General features: G+C 65.4%; 11 protein-coding genes. 5 read left to right on the top strand and 6 right to left on the bottom strand.

The window, feature by feature from the left end:
- The first annotated feature begins 75 nt into the window (after positions 1–75).
- Positions 76–1,329, top strand: coding sequence for a tyrosine--tRNA ligase (gene tyrS / locus ABGN05_RS29265; protein ID WP_367957573.1), 1,254 nt, complete (start codon positions 76–78; stop codon positions 1,327–1,329).
- Between the two features lie 30 nt (positions 1,330–1,359).
- Here tyrS and ABGN05_RS29260 read toward each other — a convergent pair whose 3' ends face one another.
- Positions 1,360–4,755, bottom strand: coding sequence for a YhdP family protein (locus tag ABGN05_RS29260; protein ID WP_367957572.1), 3,396 nt, complete (start codon positions 4,753–4,755; stop codon positions 1,360–1,362).
- Between the two features lie 95 nt (positions 4,756–4,850).
- Between ABGN05_RS29260 and ABGN05_RS29255 the strand changes: the two genes are divergently transcribed.
- From ABGN05_RS29255 to ABGN05_RS29245, 3 genes are all read left to right on the top strand, one after another.
- A complete protein-coding gene (locus ABGN05_RS29255; protein WP_367957571.1) occupies positions 4,851–5,318 on the top strand; it encodes a peroxiredoxin in 468 nt (155 codons plus the stop codon).
- Between the two features lie 14 nt (positions 5,319–5,332).
- Complete coding sequence (locus ABGN05_RS29250; RefSeq protein ID WP_367957570.1) at positions 5,333–6,160, top strand: ferritin-like domain-containing protein; 828 nt, start codon at positions 5,333–5,335, stop codon at positions 6,158–6,160.
- A 92-nt stretch (positions 6,161–6,252) separates the two neighbouring features.
- Positions 6,253–7,527 carry a M23 family metallopeptidase gene (locus ABGN05_RS29245; RefSeq protein WP_367957569.1) on the top strand — a complete coding sequence of 425 codons (1,275 nt, stop codon included), beginning with the start codon at positions 6,253–6,255 and terminating at the stop codon, positions 7,525–7,527.
- Positions 7,528–7,552: 25 nt separating this feature from the next.
- Here ABGN05_RS29245 and prfB read toward each other — a convergent pair.
- The 3 genes from prfB to ABGN05_RS29230 all read right to left on the bottom strand — a co-directional run bounded on the left by prfB (position 7,553) and on the right by ABGN05_RS29230 (position 12,692).
- Positions 7,553–8,681 (bottom strand): peptide chain release factor 2 gene (gene prfB / locus ABGN05_RS29240; RefSeq protein WP_367957568.1). Its coding sequence is split into 2 segments (ribosomal slippage): positions 7,553–8,614 and positions 8,616–8,681, totalling 1,128 coding nucleotides; the frame shifts between segments, so codons are not numbered across the junction.
- Positions 8,682–8,791: 110 nt separating this feature from the next.
- Positions 8,792–11,242, bottom strand: a complete 2,451-nt coding sequence (locus tag ABGN05_RS29235) for a penicillin-binding protein 1A (protein ID WP_367957567.1) — start codon at positions 11,240–11,242, stop codon at positions 8,792–8,794.
- A 187-nt stretch (positions 11,243–11,429) separates the two neighbouring features.
- Complete coding sequence (locus tag ABGN05_RS29230) at positions 11,430–12,692, bottom strand: N-acetylmuramoyl-L-alanine amidase (protein ID WP_373695995.1); 1,263 nt, start codon at positions 12,690–12,692, stop codon at positions 11,430–11,432.
- Positions 12,693–13,298: 606 nt separating this feature from the next.
- Between ABGN05_RS29230 and ABGN05_RS29225 the strand changes: the two genes are divergently transcribed.
- Positions 13,299–16,265, top strand: coding sequence for an Rne/Rng family ribonuclease (locus ABGN05_RS29225; protein WP_367957566.1), 2,967 nt, complete (start codon positions 13,299–13,301; stop codon positions 16,263–16,265).
- An 86-nt stretch (positions 16,266–16,351) separates the two neighbouring features.
- Here ABGN05_RS29225 and ABGN05_RS29220 read toward each other — a convergent pair whose 3' ends face one another.
- Together ABGN05_RS29220 and ABGN05_RS29215 are read right to left on the bottom strand one after the other, a co-directional pair.
- Entirely contained in the window at positions 16,352–17,281 is a 930-nt protein-coding gene (locus tag ABGN05_RS29220) for a glutaminase (RefSeq protein ID WP_367957565.1), read from the bottom strand.
- A gap of 2 nt (positions 17,282–17,283) precedes the next feature.
- Complete coding sequence (locus ABGN05_RS29215; protein WP_367957564.1) at positions 17,284–18,438, bottom strand: pyridoxal phosphate-dependent aminotransferase; 1,155 nt, start codon at positions 18,436–18,438, stop codon at positions 17,284–17,286.
- Between the last annotated feature and the right edge of the window lie 52 nt (positions 18,439–18,490).

The following is an 18,490-nucleotide window of genomic DNA, read 5'->3' as shown; positions in this document are numbered from 1 at the left end:
CGTCCGCGATGCTAAAGCCCCGCAACCTCAAATGCCACGGCGCCCATGCCGCGCCACCCACCGGAAGCAATGACGATGACGGCCTTCAAATCCGATTTCCTGCGCACGCTGTCCGAGCGCGGCTTCATCCACCAGATTTCGGATGAGACCGGGCTCGACGACCTTTTCGCGAAGGAGACGGTCAGCGGCTATATCGGCTTCGACGCGACGGCGAAGAGCCTGCATGCCGGTTCGCTGATCCAGATCATGATGCTCTACTGGATGCAGCAGACCGGCCACCGGCCGATCGCGCTCATGGGCGGCGGCACGTCGATGATCGGCGATCCCTCCTTCAAGGACGAGGCGCGCAAGCTGCTTACGCCCGCCGACATCGAGGACAACCTGTCCGGCATCCGCAGGAACTTCGCCTCCTACCTTGCCTTCGGCGACGGTCCGAAGGACGCGCTGATGGTCAACAATGCCGACTGGCTGATGGGCATCAACTATGTCGAGTTCCTGCGCGACGTTGGCCGGCACTTCTCGGTCAACCGGATGCTGTCCTTCGACTCCGTCAAGCTCAGGCTCGACCGCGAGCAGTCGCTGTCGTTCCTCGAATTCAACTACATGATCCTGCAGGCCTACGACTTCGTGGAGCTCAACAGGCGCTACGGGTGCCGGCTGCAGATGGGCGGCTCCGACCAGTGGGGCAACATCGTCAACGGCATCGACCTCGGCCACCGGCTCGGCACGCCGCAGCTCTATTGCCTGACCTCGCCGCTCCTGACCACCTCGTCGGGCGCCAAGATGGGCAAGTCCGCGTCGGGCGCCGTCTGGCTGTCGCCGGAGATGCTGAGCCCCTACGAGTTCTGGCAGTACTGGCGCAACACCGAGGACGCCGACGTCGGCCGCTTCCTGAAGCTCTACACGACCATGCCGATGGACGAGATCGCGCGGCTCGCGGCATTGGCGGGCAGCGAAATCAACGAGGCCAAGAAGATCCTCGCGACGGAGGTCACGGCCATGCTGCACGGCCGCGACGCGGCGGAACAGGCGGCCGAGACCGCGCGCAAGACTTTCGAGGAAGGCGCGCTCGCCGAAAGCCTGCCGACGGTGGAGATTGTGGGAAGCGATCTCGATGCAGGAATCGGCATCCTCACACTCTTCGTGCGGGCAGGCCTGGCCGGCTCCAACGGCGAGGCGCGGCGCCATGTCCAGGGGGGCGCCGTGAGGCTGAACGACCAGCCGATCTCGGACGAGCGGAAGACGGTCGGAACTTCCGAATTGACGTCCGAAGGCGTGATCAAGCTGTCGCTCGGCAAGAAGAAGCACGTGCTGATCCGGCCCGTCTAGGACCGGATTCCTGCGGCGGCAGGCGCCTGCTCAGTCGAACTCGAAGATCGACCGGAAAATGCCCGGCGCGACCGCCGACAGCGGATTGACCTCCAGCCGCGGCTCCTTGGAATCGCCCGCCAGCCGGAAGGTAATGCCGATCAGCCCGCGGTCGCGGCCATTGCCGAGGATCTGGCCGAAGAGCGGTATCTCGCCGAAGATGCGGTTGATGCCGTAGGCCGGCATGAACGTGCCGGTCATGTTCATGTTGTCCTGCCTGTCATAGAAAGTGCCCTGGAACGTCGCGCCGATCGCCGGGCCTCTCAGCACGCCACGATCGATGGTGAGATACCCGTCGCCCTTCTCGATCAGGGCAAAGCCCCTCTCGAAGGTCGCGCGCCGGTCATCCAGGTCTCGTCGTACCGCCTGTGCCAGGCTGCGGCCGTCGCTTTCCGGCAACGGCGCGGAAATCAGCGAGCGGAGCCTCGGCTCGTTCACGATGGCGAAATTGCGTGCCTCGACTTGTCCCTTGAGCGGCCCGTTGGCGGTGGCCGCGAGCGCCACGCGGATCACGCCGCCCTGCATGTATTCGTAGATGTTCAGGAAGCGGACCAGCGCGCCCGCGTCGTCCGAATCGATGCGCACCGAGCGTCCGCCCGAATCCGTGTCGTTGACGATGCCGATCTTGCCTCCGCTCGCCGTGCGTGCCGATATCTGCAGGGTTCCGAGATCGGTTCCGGTCCCGCGAAGCTTCACATTGACATCGGACAGGACTTCCCTGCCGAATCCGGACGTTCGCGCGACGGCTGCATCGAGGGTGATTGGCACGGATTCGACGGCTTTTTCCGCCTTCTCGGTCTCCGCGAGATAAAGCTTGATAACGGAACGGGCGTCGAAGGCGGCGCCTTCCACCTTGATGGCGTAGCCGCCGCCCTGCTTCGTCAGCGACATCGTCGCATCGTCGCCGCGGTTCAGCGCCACCTTGCCGAAGCGCGCTTCCACGAGTTCCCCCCCGGCGAGACGGAGTTCGCCCTCCACCGCGAAGGTTTCTCCCCGCAGCTTGAAATCCGACAGCGCGATCCTGCCCTCGTCATTGGTCAGCGTGAAGGTCGCGGTGCCGGGGATGCCCTTGCCCTTGGTCCAGCCGACCCAGGGAAAGGAGAGCTGCGCCTCCTTGAGGTCCGCTTCCATCCGCTGCGCTCCGCCTTCCTCCAGGCTGACCGCGACCTTGACCGGGCCCGAGAGCATCTGATTGAGGCCAGGCGCGATTTTCGCGCGGGCGGCGTCGTCCAGGATCAGCGAGACCGCCCGGTTGCGCGCAGGTCCCTCTTCGCCGAGCGGCTCGGTCAACTTCAGCTCGGCAGGCATTCCGTTGAGCTTCGCTGACGCCTCGATGACGGCCTTGGCCGGATCGACCTTGATCGACCCTTTCGCCTGGGTGACCTCCTGACCCTCGAACGGCTGCGCGATCGACAGGTTGTCGTAGGTCAGGTCCACCTCCCAATCGAGGTGTTCGACAGGAAAATCCTTGCGCAGCGGAATGTCGGCCCGCACGTTGCCTGCCGCCTGACCCGAAAAATCCTCCGGCTTCAGGTGCAGATGCCGCATGGCATCGATCGGCTTGTACGAGGCAAACTCGACGACGGCGGGCGCCTCTCCCTTCACGTCGATGTCCATATAGCCGATGGTCGGCTTCGACTCGACGTTGCGGATGAGGAAGCTGCCGTTCTCGGCCGACAGGGTCCGTCCCGTCGGCATGAAGACGGTGCCCGACGAAAGGGCGACGTCGACGTCCGAACCGCGAAAATCGACGACGCCATATGCATCCCGGACGGCGGGCAGGTCGCCGGTGATGTCGAATCTGGTGTCGTCGATCTCGAAATGCCCGTTCACTTCCTCGCCGTTCAGCGCCACGCCGTTACCGAGCCGGCCGGCCGGAACGCGGAAGCGCAGCCGCGAATCGCGCACCGTTCCGCCGAAGACGTTCGCCAGAACCCAAGACCGCGCACCGGTCGCGGCCTCCGACGGCCACAGTTGCTTGGCGTGCGCGACCGGCATGCGCGGCACGTCGAGCGCCAGCGCGATGGCGGGCGCGCCGTTTCCGAACCCGATGGTCGCCTGCCCGACGAGTTCGCCCTGGCCGGTGCGCACGCCGATCTCGGTAGCGGCGACCACGCGGTTCTTCGGGTCGTAGGTGCCGGCGACCCTGGCGACGAAGGGAAGCGCCGGCTCCGGAACGTCCTGGGCGGCCACGCGCGATCCGTTCGAGACGAACTCCCATCTGTAGCCATGCGTGCCACCGGTTTCGCCCGCGGGCGCGGGGCCGATGGCGCCGTTGAAGAGCAAGGTGGACCGGCGCGTCGCCAGCCGGACGCGCTCGAATTCGACCTTGCCGGTCCCACTTGCCAGCAGTCCGCCGATCTCGACGTCGCCTACCAGCGGCTGCATCTCGGGGACGGCAATCACGAGGTCGTGCGAACGCGCCCTGAAGTGCAATCGCCCGGCTTCGCCCTCAAGCCTCACCCCCCGCAAAGACACTTCGGACCGGCCGGCCAGGATCGGCGTCCCAGAGGCCGGATCGGCGCCACGCTTTTCCAGCCCCACATCGGCGGTCAGCGCGAACCGCGTTCCGCCGTTGCGAGAGGCCGGTTGCGCTGTTCCCTTGATGCTCATCGGGCGCCCGTCGAACGCCAGCGCGGCGGAAAGCTGCAGCGCGCCCTCCTCGTTAGCCCAGGCTTCGGCGCTCTCGATCTCGAGCATTCGCGCAGAGTCACCCCTGCCGACAGACACGCTGACATCGTCCAGCGATATGCGTGGAGCCGACCTGCCGCGGAGCCCCGTCAAAGCGTTGTCGATCGCCCCGAAGACCTTCCCGACGATCAGATCCGGATCGAAGAGACCCCGCTCGTCGCGCAGGCCGGCCGACCAGTCGCCGCCGTCGTCGTTTGCAAGCGTCGCCGGCTCGATCGTGGCATCCGCCAGTCTGATCTCCGTCACCTGGAGATCGCCGCCGAGCAGCGGCCATATGGCGACACCGAAGCGGATGGCGCCGGCGCGCGCGAAGACGGTCCCGCCGGGCGGGGTGGCGAGCGTCACATCGGGGATCTCCAGCGCCAGCAGCCGCGAACTGCCGAGCGAAAAGCGCGCCGGTCCCGCCTGGACCTCGATCGGTGCTCCGGCCAAGGCGCTGATCGCCGCCGATGCCTCGCGCTTCAAGCGCTCGCTACCAAGTCCCGCCGTACCGGCGAGATAGAGCGTGCCGAGAGCGACTATGCACAGCAGGAAGAGGCCGGCCAAAGACAGCGCGACCGCGCGCAGCCAGACCCGCCCACGGCGCCGGGACGGTCTTGACGTGTCCATGGTATAGGCGGACGGATACTTCTCAAGAGCGGTGATTTCATCGCGCCTGAAACGGACCCGTTCGTGCCGTTCTGTTCTTTTCTCCACCGCCTGCCCGTCAGCGCGTGTGATCCATGGACGAATCCACGACGTTCATTATATGGCGAACCGGCTTGCGGTCACCGAGAAAGAAAGGATCGAAGATGCCCCTCCCGGAAATCGGACAGGACGCAGTGGATTTCGAACTCGCGCGCGATGGCGGCGGGACCATCAGTCTTTCGGCCCTGCGCGGGAGAAACGTCGTCCTGTTCTTCTACCCGAAGGACGACACCAGCGGATGCACCGCCGAATCCGTCGATTTCTCAGCCCTCCAGGCGGAATTCGACAAGGCCGGCGCGTCGATCGTCGGTATCTCGCCCGATAGCGCAAAAAGTCATGACAAATTCAAGGCGAAGCACGGATTGTCCGTGATACTCGCCTCGGACGAGGAGAAGTCCACGCTGGAGTCCTACGGCGTCTGGGTGGAGAAGAGCATGTACGGGCGCAAGTACATGGGCGTCGAGCGCACGACCGTGCTGGTCGGACCCGACGGAAAGGTGCGTCAGGTCTGGCCGAAGGTGAAGGTCCCGGGTCACGCGCAGGCCGTCCTAGACGCCGTCAGGGCGTCCTAATCGTCGCCGATATCATGGAGGACATCGCGTATCGTCCAGAAAGCCTGCGCGGCGGGTGTGTCGATGCCGTGTCCGCCGCCGACCTCGACCGCAAGACGGCGATCGTCCGCGCAGTTGCAGACCGCTGGTTCTCGCGATCGATCTCCATCCTGAGCCCACTCGATCCCCTTCCGCCGGACACGCCGGGGCGACCGGAGCGACCGGCACTCGTCGAGCCGCGCCACGTGCCCCGGCGCGGCCTGCACACGCAGAAGGGACGCATGGCGCTCATCCACGCGCTCTGCCACATCGAACTCAACGCGATCGACCTAGCGCTGGACATCGTGGCGCGATTCGCGGCGGAACGGCCGCCGGCGAGCTTCTTCGACGGCTGGATGGAGGTCGCATTCGAGGAGGCCAAGCACTTCACGCTGCTGCGCAACCGCCTGCGCGATCTCGGCGGCGACTATGGCGATCTGCCGGCGCATGGCGGGTTGTGGGAGGCGGCGCACCAGACCCGCAACGACCTCCACGCGCGGCTCGCGGTGGTGCCGCTGATCCTCGAGGCGCGCGGCCTCGACGTCACGCCTTCCCTGCTGGAAAAGATGGTCGAGACCGGCGATGAGGAAACCGCGGCGATCCTGCGTATCATCTACGAGGACGAAAAGAAGCACGTTGCGATCGGCGCCAAGTGGTTCCGCTTCTACTGCGCCCGGGAACGCATCAACCCCGCGCAGCGGTTCCAGGAACTGGTACGCGCGAACTTCCGGGGCGAATTGAAGCCGCCCTTCAACGATCGCGCGCGGTCGGAAGCCGGTCTCACCCCCCTCTTCTACTGCGCCCTGAGCGCGTCATCACGCTGAAGCCCGCCAGCGGCGCCGGCCCGAAAACCTTTCTTAACCCTAACGATGTCTAATCAGCTTCCGTAAAGTTTGCCCAATGGAAGCAGTATCCGGTGTCACAAACCCGCTCGTCGGCCGTCTTCGGAAAGCGCAAGGAACCCCACACGATCATCATCGCGCACGGCGATGATATCAGGCATTTCACGGTCCGGCCCTGGATGGCGGCCCTGTGCGGCTCTGTCCTTGCCGCCATCGCCATCGGCTACCTTCTCGCCACCTCCTACCTAGTGCTTCGCGACGATCTGATCGGTGCGACAGTCGCGCGGCAGGCGCGGCTGCAACAGGCCTATGAGGACCGCATCTCCGCGCTGCGGACCCAGGTCGACCGGATCACCAGCCGACAACTGCTCGACCAGCGGCTGATGGAAAGCAAGGTGGCCGAACTCCTGGACCGCCAGGAAGAACTGTCGGAGCGCAACGGACGCATGCTGCCGCTCCTCGAAAAGGCGGCGGGCGCCTCTGCCGGATCCGCCGACATCCCCATTCCTTCCGCAAAGCCGGAGGTTCGCGCCGATATCGCTCCCGCGAATGCCTATGCCGCGTCCGCCGTGACCAATTCCGCCGTCGCCGCACTGGCGCGAATCACAAAGGGAAGCACTGCGGGCAAAGCCGGATCCGCCTCGATCGCGGACAGGGCCGATCTCATGTTCCTGACGATCAACAAGTCCCTCCGGGAGATCGAGTCCCGTCAGCTCGAAAAGATCCGAACCCTCACAGAGAATGCCTACAAGACCGCCGACACGATCGTCGCCGCGCTGGAATCGGCCGGTCTCGAGATCGATGCGACCTACGGGTCGAGCGACGCCGGAGGGCCGCTGGTGCCGGTGACAGGAGCAGAGTCGTTCGACAGCGAGGTCGAGGAACTCGACGAGGCCCTGTCGAAACTCGACAGCGTGCGCGACGCCGCCACGAAGATGCCGATTGCCAATCCCGCGCCTGGCCGCGTCGTCACCAGCGGTTTCGGCGTCAGGCGCGATCCGCTCATCGGCAAGCCGGCCTTCCACGCCGGCATAGACTTTCGGGCATCGATCGGCCTGCCGGTCCATGCCACGGGAACGGGAACCGTTTCAAAGGCCGGCTGGAATGGCGGCTACGGGCGCATGGTCGAGATCGACCACGGCGACGGACTGACCACGCGGTTTGCCCATCTCAGCGAGATCAAGGTGACGGAGGGCCAGGCCATCGAGGTGGGCCAGCTTCTGGGCCTCGCCGGAAGCTCAGGACGTTCGACGGGACCCCACATCCACTATGAGATTCGCCGCGACGACAAGCCGCTGAACCCGGTGAAATTCCTCAAGGCCGGCAAGGCGATCGGCACGCTCCTGTAGCGCGTCGACTTATGTTTTTCTTCGCCTAATCCAGGTCGGCGACCTGTGTCGCCCCGCCGTCGATGCGCTGCGACAGCGACGCTTCCATGAATTCGTCGAGATCGCCGTCGAGCACGCCCTGCGGGTTGGTATTTTCCACGCCCGTCCTAAGGTCCTTCACGAGCTGGTAGGGCTGGAGAACGTAGGATCGGATCTGGTGTCCCCAGCCGATGTCGGACTTCGAAGCCTCGGTCGCGTTCGCCGCCTCTTCGCGCCTTTGCAGTTCCGCTTCGTAGAGGCGCGAACGCAGCATCTCCCAGGCCTTGGCCTTGTTCTTATGTTGTGAGCGCTCCTGCTGGCAGGCGACGGCAATGCCTGTCGCGAGGTGGGTGATGCGCACGGCCGAATCGGTCGTGTTGATGTGCTGGCCGCCCGAGCCCGACGCGCGATATGTGTCGATGCGCACGTCCGACTCAGAAACGTCGATCTCGATGCTGTCGTCGATCACCGGGTAAACCCAGACGCTGGCAAACGAGGTGTGCCGTCGCGCATTGCTGTCATACGGCGAAATGCGGACCAGGCGATGCACGCCCGATTCGGTCTTCAGCCAGCCATAGGCGTTGTGGCCCTTGATATGCAGCGTCGCGGACTTGATGCCCGCCTCCTCACCGTCGTGCAGTTCCAGCACTTCGACCTTGAACTTCCGCCGTTCGGCCCATCGCGTGTACATGCGTAGGAGCATGTTCGCCCAGTCCTGGCTCTCGGTTCCGCCGGCGCCGGCATGCACTTCGAGATAGGCGTCGTTCTTGTCCGCTTCGCCCGAGAGCATCGTCTCGATCTGGCGGGCGTCGATCTCCGACTTCAGGTCCCTGATCGAAGCCTCGGCTTCGTTGACGACGCCCTCGTCGCCCTCCTCCTCGCCAAGCTGGATCAGCCCGACGCCGTCGTCGAGGCTCGATGTGAGGCGCCTGATGGCGGCGATCTGGTCTTCGAGCGACTGGCGCTCGCGCATCAGATCCTGCGCTTTCTGAGGGTCGTTCCAGAGTTCGCCGTCCTCGGCGAGCACGTTCAGATAGTCGAGACGCTTGACGGCCTGATCCCAGTCAAAGATGCCTCCTCAGCAGGCCTATGCCCTGCTTGATTTCGTCGACCAGATACTGCGTTTCCGCGCGCATGGCAGCTTGCCTGCTCTTTCCGTTTCAAGGGTTGATGGATCGCGGCGGACCATAAGGGCATGGTCCGCGGCTGTAAAGAAATCACCACATAGGATGATGGCCGGCGAAGATCAATAAAGCCCGCCGCCGCCGGTCTGGATCGCCCGGCTGGCCGACGGCGAGATCGCCGCCCCGCCGCCCGAGGTGCCGAAATCGCCGCCGATGATGGAGTAGCTGTCGGCGGGCCCGGTGCCGGGCTTGAAGGCTTCCATGATCACGCCCGGCTGGCCCTCGGTCGCCTGCATGCCGGTCTGCCGGTTGATGGCGATCAGCTTCATGCCTTCCGGCACCTGGAAATCGACCGGACGCATGTCCTTCAGCGCCTCGGCCATGAACTCCTTGAAGATCGGCGCCGCGAGGCCGCCGCCGGTCGAGCCCTTGCCCATCGGCTTGGGCTGGTCGTAGCCCATGTAGACGCCGACCACGATGTCGGGCGTGAAGCCGACGAACCAGGCGTCCTTCTCCTCGTTGGTCGTCCCGGTCTTGCCGGCGATCGGGCGGCCGAGTTCGGAAACCGTGGTGGCGGTGCCACGCTGCACGACGCCTTCCATCATGGAAGTCATCTGGTAGGCAGTCATCGGATCGAGCACCTGTTCGGAATTGTCGATCAGTTCGGGTTCCGGCTGGCCGTTCCACGCGGTCGAGTTGCAGCCCTCGCAACCGCGCTCATCGTGCTTGTAGACGGTCTTGCCGTAGCGGTCCTGGATACGGTCGATGAGCGAGGGCTTGATCGACTTGCCGCCGTTGGCGAACACCGAATAGGCCGACACCATGCGCATGACGGTGGTCTCGCCCGATCCGAGCGACATCGCGATGTGTGGCGGCATCTTGTCATAGACGCCGAAGCGTTCGGCATATTCCGCGACCAGCGGCATTCCCATGTCGTTGGCAAGGCGCACCGTCATCAGGTTGCGAGAGCGCTCGATGCCGGCGCGCAGCGTAGAGGGACCCGCGGATTTGCCGCCGTAGTTCTTGGGCGACCAGACCTCGTTGCCGATGGTGATGGTGATCGGCGCGTCGAGCACCACCGATGCCGGCGTGTAGCCATTGTCGAGGGCGGCGGCATAGACGAACGGCTTGAAGGACGAACCGGGCTGCCTGTAGGCCTGCGTGGCGCGGTTGAACTCTGATTCCGCGTACGAGAAGCCGCCGACCATCGCCAGGACGCGGCCGGTATGGGGATCCATGGCCACGAGCCCGCCGCTGACCTGCGGCACCTGCCGCAGCATCCAGCCGTCGCCTTCCGGCTTCTTCTCCACATAGGCGACGTCGCCCGGCTTCAGCACGTCTGCCGGCGTGTCGGCCTTCAGGCGCTTGCCGTCGACGAGGTGGCTCATCGCCCACTTCATGTCGTCGGTCGGTACGGAAATCTTCTCGCGCTCCGCAACGACCTCGCCGGAAACCTCGCGCCCCGGCTGCAATCCAAGCGTCAGCCCATCCGCGCCCGCTTCCAGCACCACCGCGAGCTTCCATTCCGGCACGTCGCTCAACGCCGGAACCTCTGCAAGCGGAACGCCCCAGTCGCCGGAGATGTCGATCTGGGTCACCGGACCGCGATAGCCGCGCAGCGTGTCGTAGCGGATGAGGCCGTGCTGGAGCGCCTTGCGGGCGATGACCTGGAGCTTCGGATCGAGCGTCGTGCGGACCGACAGCCCGCCTTCGTAGAGCGCGTCCTCGCCGTAGCGATCCATGATCTCGCGGCGGACTTCCTCGGTGAAATATTCTCCGGCAAATAGATAGTTGCCGCGACTGCGGGGCTTGACGTTGAGGCCCTCCGCCTTGGCCTTCGCGCCTTCCGCGCCATCGACATAACCGTTGGCCACCATCTGGTCGATCACCCAGTCGCGGCGCTCGATCGCGCGCTCCGTGTGGCGGAAGGGATGGTAGTTCGACGGCCCCTTGGGCAGCGAGGCCAGATAGGCGGCCTCGCCGACGGTCAACTCGTTGACCGACTTGTCGTAATAAGCGAGCGCGGCGCCGGCGATCCCGTAGGACCCGAGGCCGAAGAAAATCTCGTTGAGATAGAGTTCGAAGATGCGGTCCTTGGAATAGGCCTGCTCGATGCGGAAGGCGAGGATCATCTCGCGGATCTTGCGGTCGTAGGTCTGCTTCGACGTCAACAGGAAGTTCTTCGCGACCTGCTGCGTGATCGTCGATGCGCCGACGGGACGGCGACCGGAGCCCATGTTCTGGACGTTGGTGATAACCGCGCGCGTGAGGCCGGTCAGGTCGATGCCGGGATGGGTGTAGAAGTTCTTGTCCTCGGCCGACAGGAATGCTGCCTTCACACGGTCCGGGACGGCCTGGATCGGCAGGTAAAGACGCCGCTCGCGCGCGAACTCGCCCATCAGCGCGCCATCGGCGGCATGGACGCGCGTCGTCACCGGGGGTTCGTATTTCGCGAGCACTTCGTAGTCGGGCAGATCGTTGGTCAACTCGCTGATGTAGATGCCGATACCGGCGGCCACGAGCAGGCCGAGCATGATCGCCACGCCGAAGAAATATCCAATCAGTCGAATCATACCCGCTCCAATCCGGACGCCCTGCATTCCCGCGCCGTTACCGACGCCCCCGTTGGAGTGCATTGCAGACCGACACCTCGAACCGTTCTTTGCGCGCTCGTTGTGAAGAAAATGCGGCAACCGTCCTTGACGGCCGCCGCGAAACCGTGTGCCCGGCCGGCCGCCGGACCGCATCTGCCCGAGGCTGTCAACCGCCCGCTCCCACCTTGGCGTCGGCGAAGATCGCGATCGCCGCGCCGATGCTCCTGGCCGCCTTCTCGCGCCATTCCGGGTCTTCCAGCTTGGCGACGTCCTTGGGATTGGAGAGATAGCCGAGTTCCACGAGCACCGAGGGAACGTCTGGCGCGCGCAGGACGCGGAAGCCGGCCGAGCGCTGCGGGTTGTTGATGAGTTCGATCGTGTCCGACAGTTCGCCGACCAGCGAGCGCGCGAAACTGACCGAGAAGCCGTGCGTCTCGCGCCGTACGAGGTCGAACAGGATGTCGGCGACCTGCTGGTTTTCCTCCGCGATCTCGATCCCCGCCATCGAATCGGCGAGGTTCTCGCGCTCGGCCGCCGCCTTGGCAAGGTTGTCGGATGCCTTCTCGGATATCGTGTAGACGGTCGCGCCGCTGATGTTCTTGATGTTGATCGTATCGGCGTGGATCGAGATGAAGAGGTCTGCCTCGTGCTGGCGGGCGATCCCCACCCTCTCGTCGAGCCGCAGGAACGTGTCATCGTCCCGCGTCAGGAACACGTTGTAACGGCCGCTCTGCTCGAGCTGTGCCTTCAGAACCTTCGAGAAGGTGAGCGTGATGTCCTTTTCGGCGGTCCCGTCGACCGCCCTGGCTCCACCGTCTATTCCACCGTGCCCAGGATCGATCACCACCGTGAACGGACGATCCGGCCGCTCCGGCGCGTCTCCCAGGCGGTCCTTCTTGTCCACGTTCACCGTCGAGCCGGTGGTCTCGGCCTGATCGGCGAGCGCCTGCTCGAAGGCCGCCTCCGAATCGGCCACCATGTCGACCATCAGACGGTAGCCCGGGGAATTCTCGTTCTGAAGCAGGGACAGCTTCTCGACAGTGAAGGGTCCCTTGGTGCTCAGGATCATCCGCGAACTGCCGTTCCCGAGATTTCCGTAGCGCACGCCGCCGATCAGCCCGCGTGGTTCGAGCGCCTCCGCGTCGAACGCGAACAGCGTTTCCGGCAGGTCGATCACGAGCCTGTGGGGAGCGCGAAGCATGAACCACTTCAGCTGCGGCTCCTTGTCGAACTCCATCACGACGCGTGCCCGCGATGCGTCTCCAGCCATGCGGTAGCCGCGCGCCATCATCGTCTCTTCCGCGTCGACCGGCGCCGCAGGTACGCCAACGACCGGCAGCATCAGCATAGCGGCCAGCACGACCGCGGACTTCGATCGCGCAGCGAATCCAAAGATTTTCTTCAGACCTCTCAAATCGACCTCGTCCATACCTTGCACGGTTTTCCAGAGACCCCCGGATCATCATACGTTAACGGATCGTATCCGCACGCGGTTAACCAAGCCTTGCCGGCACCGCGCCACGGTCCGCTCGGCTTTGCCGGCATCGGAATCGGGGGTTGCCTTCGACGCAGCCAAATCATAAAAGCGTCGTTGGGTTACTTCAACGCTCGGGCTCGCCCGCTGCCTCCCTTTTCCTTCCCGGAGGCGATCCGCGCAATCCAGCAACGGCTCGATTCTCGGCGCGTAGTGGTCCCTGAAGTTTTCGTCAAGGCATTCGCGGTCAACCGAATACCTTGGCTGATGAAAACGGCCGGAAGTGTTTTCCGCGCCGGCTCTGTATGAGCAAAGAGCTGGTCCGGCTCGCCCGGGCCTAGGTTGTAATGGTTCCGCCTGGAAACGCGATGGCTTTTGGCGCTTCAAGAACTGCATCCCCCCACACCCGCGCCGCTTCGGCTGCGGTCGGATGCGTTCCGGCGCTGGTCTCGTGCGTGAGGGTGGACGACAAATTGTCCGGCACGACTGTTCCGTCTGTCCTGCGGCGCGGCGCTACAACGCCACGGCCCCCGGTGGCGGCTGCCGGGGAGACATTCAATAATGCCCAACAAAATGCTTATAGACGCCTCCCACCGGGAGGAGACACGCGTTGTCGTAACACGCGGTAACCGCATCGAAGAATTCGACTTCGAGTCGCAAGACAAGAAACAGCTCAAGGGAAACATCTATCTCGCCCGGGTCACGCGGGTCGAACCGTCGCTCCAGGCGGCGTTCGTCGAGTATGGCGGGAACCGCCATGGTTTCCTTGCTTTCAGCGAGATTCATCCCGACTACTACCAGATCCCCTTCGCTGATCGACAGGCGCTGCTTCGCGCAGAAGCCGAGGCAGCAGACGAGGACGACGAGGACGACGAGGAGGAGCGCTCCGAACGCGGCAAGTCCAAGCGCCGCCGCGGAGGGCGCAGCCGCAGCCGCAACCGCAAGGACGCGGCAGGCTCCGACGGCGACGAGGCGTCGACGGAAAGCTGGGAGGATACGCCGGGCGAATCGTCCCCCGACGAGAGCGGAGCGGAGCAATCCGCATCCGCGCAGGAACGGCAGGAGGACGATCAGCCTTCCGGCGACCAGCACCCGAATGAAGATGATGACGACGGTTCGCCGCGCAACCCCGGAACCATCGCGGCCGCGGTCTCGGCCGACGTCGTCTCCGAACCGCTTTCGGACGACGACACGCAGGACGGGCCGGACCGCTCCCGCGGCCGGCGTCGGGGTGGCGATGCGCCGGGCAATGGCGACCATGACGACAACGGCGACGAACGCGACGAGGTCGAATCGGTCGGCGCCGAGGACGCGTTGGAGGAACTGCCGAACCGGCGCAAGGGATACCGCAAGCAGTACAAGATCCAGGAGGTCGTCAAGCGCCGCCAGATTCTGCTCGTCCAGGTCGTGAAGGAGGAGCGTGGCAACAAGGGCGCCGCGCTCACCACCTACCTGTCGCTTGCCGGCCGCTATTCCGTCCTGATGCCGAACACGGCGCGCGGCGGCGGCATCTCGCGCAAGATCACCAGCGCGCCCGACCGCAAGCGTCTGAAGGACGTCGTCAGGGAACTCGACGTGCCGCAGGGCATGGGCGTCATCCTGCGCACCGCCGGCGCCAACCGCACCAAGGCCGAGATCAAGCGCGACTACGAGTACCTGATGCGGCTGTGGGAGAACGTGCGCACGCTAACGCTGCAATCGACCGCCCCCTGCCTCGTCTACGAGGAAGGCTCGCTCATCAAGCGCTCGGTGCGCGACCTGTACAACAAGGATATCGACGAGATCCAGGTGGCCGGCGAGGAAGGCTACCGCGAGGCCAAGGACTTCATGCGCATGCTGATGCCCAGCCATGCCAAGGTGGTCCAGCCCTATCGCGACGTGATACCGATCTTCGCGCGCAACGGCATCGAGGCCCAACTCGACCGCATGCTGCAGCCGCAGGTGACGCTGAAGTCGGGCGGCTACATCATTATCAACCAGACCGAGGCGCTGGTCGCGATCGACGTCAACTCGGGACGCTCCACGAAGGAGCACTCCATCGAGGACACTGCCCTCCAGACCAACCTGGAGGCGGCCGAGGAAGTGGCGCGGCAGCTCAGGCTGCGCGACATGGCCGGCCTGATCGTCATCGACTTCATCGACATGGAGGAGAAGCGCAACAACCGCTCCGTCGAGAAGCGGCTGAAGGATCACCTCAAACAGGACCGCGCCCGCATCCAGGTCGGCCGCATCTCGCATTTCGGGCTTCTGGAAATGTCGCGCCAGCGCATCCGCGCCAGCGTGCTCGAATCGACGATGAAACCCTGCTCGCATTGCGGCGGCACCGGTCACGTGCGCTCCGATTCGTCGGTCGCGCTGCATGTCGTGCGTGCGATCGAGGAGTATCTGCTCAAGGACAACCGCAGCCACATCACGGTGCGCACGCCGGTCGCGACCGCGCTCTACGTCCTCAACCACAAGCGCAGCAACATCGTCGATCTGGAACAGCGTTTCGGGCTGACCATCACGATCGAGGCTGACGAGAGCATAGGCACACAGCACTACGCCATCACGCGCGGCGCAGCGGTCGAGAAGCCGGTGATCATACCCGTGCTTCCGACTTATCCGGAACCTGAGCCCGACACCTACGTCGAGGTCGAACCGGAGGCCGAGGACGAGCAGGAAGAGGTCGTCGAGACCGAAGCCCGCCCGCAGCAGCCGCGCCGCGACGACGGAGACGAGGGCCAGGGCCGCAAACGCCGCAGGCGCCGTCGGCGGCGCGGCGGGCGCGATCGCGACCAGACGGACGATGCTGGTCAGACGGCCGGAGCGGAAGACGACGGCGAGGAACCCTCCGGCGCGACCGCTGCCGACACCGAGACGGCTGCGGAAGCTGTCGCCGACATGACCGGCGAGGTTTCCACCTCAGAGACGGACGAGGGCGAGCCCAAGAAGCGGCGGCGGGGCAAGCGCGGCGGCCGCAAGAACCGTCGGGATGACGGCGAGACCGCGGAGGCCGGCGACGAGACGCCGGACGAAGCCGAGGCCCTTGCCGGCGCCGAGGAACCCGTGACGCCGCCGATGGCCGAGCCATCGGCCGAAGCTCCGGCGGAGGTTGCGACCGAGACGGGAGCCGGGGGTGAGGCTGAGGTGGCGGCGGAAGAGGCCCCTGCCAAGCCGAAACGCAAGCCCCGCAAGAGCACCAAGAAGGCGACCGCCGAAGCGGTTTCGGAAGCGCCTGCGGCCATCGAGGCCGAGGCGCCTCCAGCACTCGACGCGGCGGAGACGGTGGCCGATGCGTCCGCGGCAGCCGAGCCCGCAACGCCTATCCAGGTAGCGGAGCCGGCGAAGCCGGTGGAAGAGACTGAGCCGGCCGAGGCAGTTGCGACCGCCGAGGAAGCCGAAGCCGCCCGTCCCACGCGGCGCAAGCCCGGCAGTGCCGTGGCGACGGAACCCGTCGTCACTTCCACGGTGCCCGGCGAGCAGCCGGCCAGCGAGGAGGCCAAGCCGCGCAAGGCCGGCTGGTGGCAGCGGAAGAGCTTCTTCTGAAACTTTCTCCCGCGGAATTGACATGGGGCGCCGGATGCAATCCGGCGCCCCATTCCGTTTTCTGAGGTCGACCCCGGCGGCGTCCGTCAGGGGGCGAAGATCGACCAGTCCATGAGCTTGGCCAACCGCTCCAGTGCGAACGAGCCGAGCTTGGAGTTGCCGTTGGCGTTCAGCCCCGGCGACCAGACCGCGATCGAGGCGACGCCCGGCACCACGGCGAGGATGCCGCCGCCCACGCCGCTCTTGCCCGGAATTCCGACGCGGAAGGCGAACTCGCCCGATCCGTCATAGTGGCCGCAGGTCAGCATCAGCGCATTGATGCGGCGGGCCCGCTCCATCGAGATCACCGTATGCCCGGTTCCGGCGTGACGCCCGCCATTGGCGAGGTAGCGACCGGCCAGCGCGAGCTGTCGGCAGGTCATGGCAAAGGCGCAGTGGTGGAAGTAGACGCCGAGCGCCATCTCCGGCGCGTGCGTCAGATTGCCGAAGGAGCGCATATAGTTGGCGAGCGCGAAGTTGCGGAAGCCGGTGGCCTGCTCGGAGGCGGCGACGGACCTGTCGATATGGACGCTGTCGTCGTCGCACAGGAACTGCACGAAGCGCAGGATTTCGCCGATCGCCTCCCGCGGCTGGTGGCCAGCCAGAAGCACATCCGTCACGACGATCGCGCCCGCGTTGACGAACGGGTTGCGCGGTATCCCGTGCTCGTGTTCGAGCTGGACGATCGAATTGAACGGATTGCCCGACGGCTCCCGCCCAACCCGCTGCCAAAGCGCATCGCCGATCTTTCCCAGTGCGAGCGTCAGCGTGAAGACCTTCGAGACGCTCTGGATCGAGAAGGGCTCGTCCGCGTCGCCCTCGGCGAACACCCGCCCATCGTTCATGGCGACCGCGATGCCGAAGCGCTGCGGATCGACCTTGCCGAGCTGCGGGATGTAGGTCGCAACAGCGCCGCGGTCCTCGGCACTTGCCATTTCAGCAGCGATCTGCGCCAGCGCGGTCCCGATCTCCGCCATGGTCAGGCGCGCCCCAGCCAGCGCTCCAGCCGCTCCATGGCTTCCACCATGTCGGCGGGTGAGCCGGCATAGGAAAAGCGCATCGTCCGGTGGCCGTTCACGGGATCGAAGTCATGGCCGGGCGTCGCCGCCACATGTGCCTCTGCGATCATGCGGCGGGCGAAGTCCATGCTGTCGTTGGTATGCCGCGACACGTCGCAATAGGCGTAGAAGGCGCCGTCCGGCGGCGCCGCGATCCCGAAGCCGAGCCTGGGGAGGCGTTCAAGAAGCATCCTGCGGCTCTCCGCGTAGCGCGCCTTCACCGCCTCGAGTTCCCCGGTTGCCTCGAAGGCGCGGATGGCTGCATGCTGCGATATCTCGGGCGCGGAGATGTAGAGGCTCTGCTGGATCCGCTCGACCGGCCGCAACAGCTGTTCCGGCAGCACCATCCAGCCGATGCGCCAGCCGGTCATGCAATAGTATTTGGAGAAGGAGTTGATCACCACCGTGTCCGGGTCGAGGGCCAACGCCGTGGTGTCCGGCTGCTCGTAGGCGAGTCGGTGGTAGATCTCGTCGGAGATGACGGAGACGCCGAGGTCTTCCGCGGTCCGGAGAATTCGGGTGATCTCGGCGCGCGGGATGACGGAGCCCGTCGGATTTGCCGGGCTGGCGAACAGGAGCCCATCGAAGGTCCGCGACCGATGCGCCTCCTCCAGATGGCTCGCCTTCAGGTAGCCGGCGCTACCGAGGTCGATCTCGACCGCCTCGATGCCGAGGACCTTCAAGATGTTGCGATAGGCCGGATAGCCGGGCGCCGTGATCGCGACGCGGTCGCCGGCGTCGAACATGGCGAGGAACGCGAGGTTGAAGGCTGCGGACGATCCCGTGGTCGCGACGATCCGTTGCGGCGGTACCTCTATTCCATAGTGATCGACATAGTGGCGTGCGATCGCCTCACGCAGCGACATCAGCCCGAGAGCATCGGTGTAGCCGATCCTGCCATCGCGCACGACCCGCGCGGCGGCCTCGCGCACCGGCAGCGGTGCGGGATCGGACGGCTGGCCGACGGCCATGGAGATCACCGGCACGCCGGCCGCCTTCAGCCGGTTCGCCTCGGCCAGCACGTCCATCGCGTGGAACGGCTCGATATTGCTGCGTCTCGATATCGTCGCTTTCATCCGTTTCCATTCTCGAAGTGGCGATTCGCACCGACGCCGTACATTTGCCGGA

The organism is Aquibium pacificum, assembly GCF_040839445.1.
GTDB classification, from domain to species: Bacteria; Pseudomonadota; Alphaproteobacteria; order Rhizobiales; family Rhizobiaceae; genus Aquibium; species Aquibium pacificus.
Note: the sequence above shows the minus strand (reverse complement) of the source record. Positions and strands in the feature narration are given on the sequence as shown.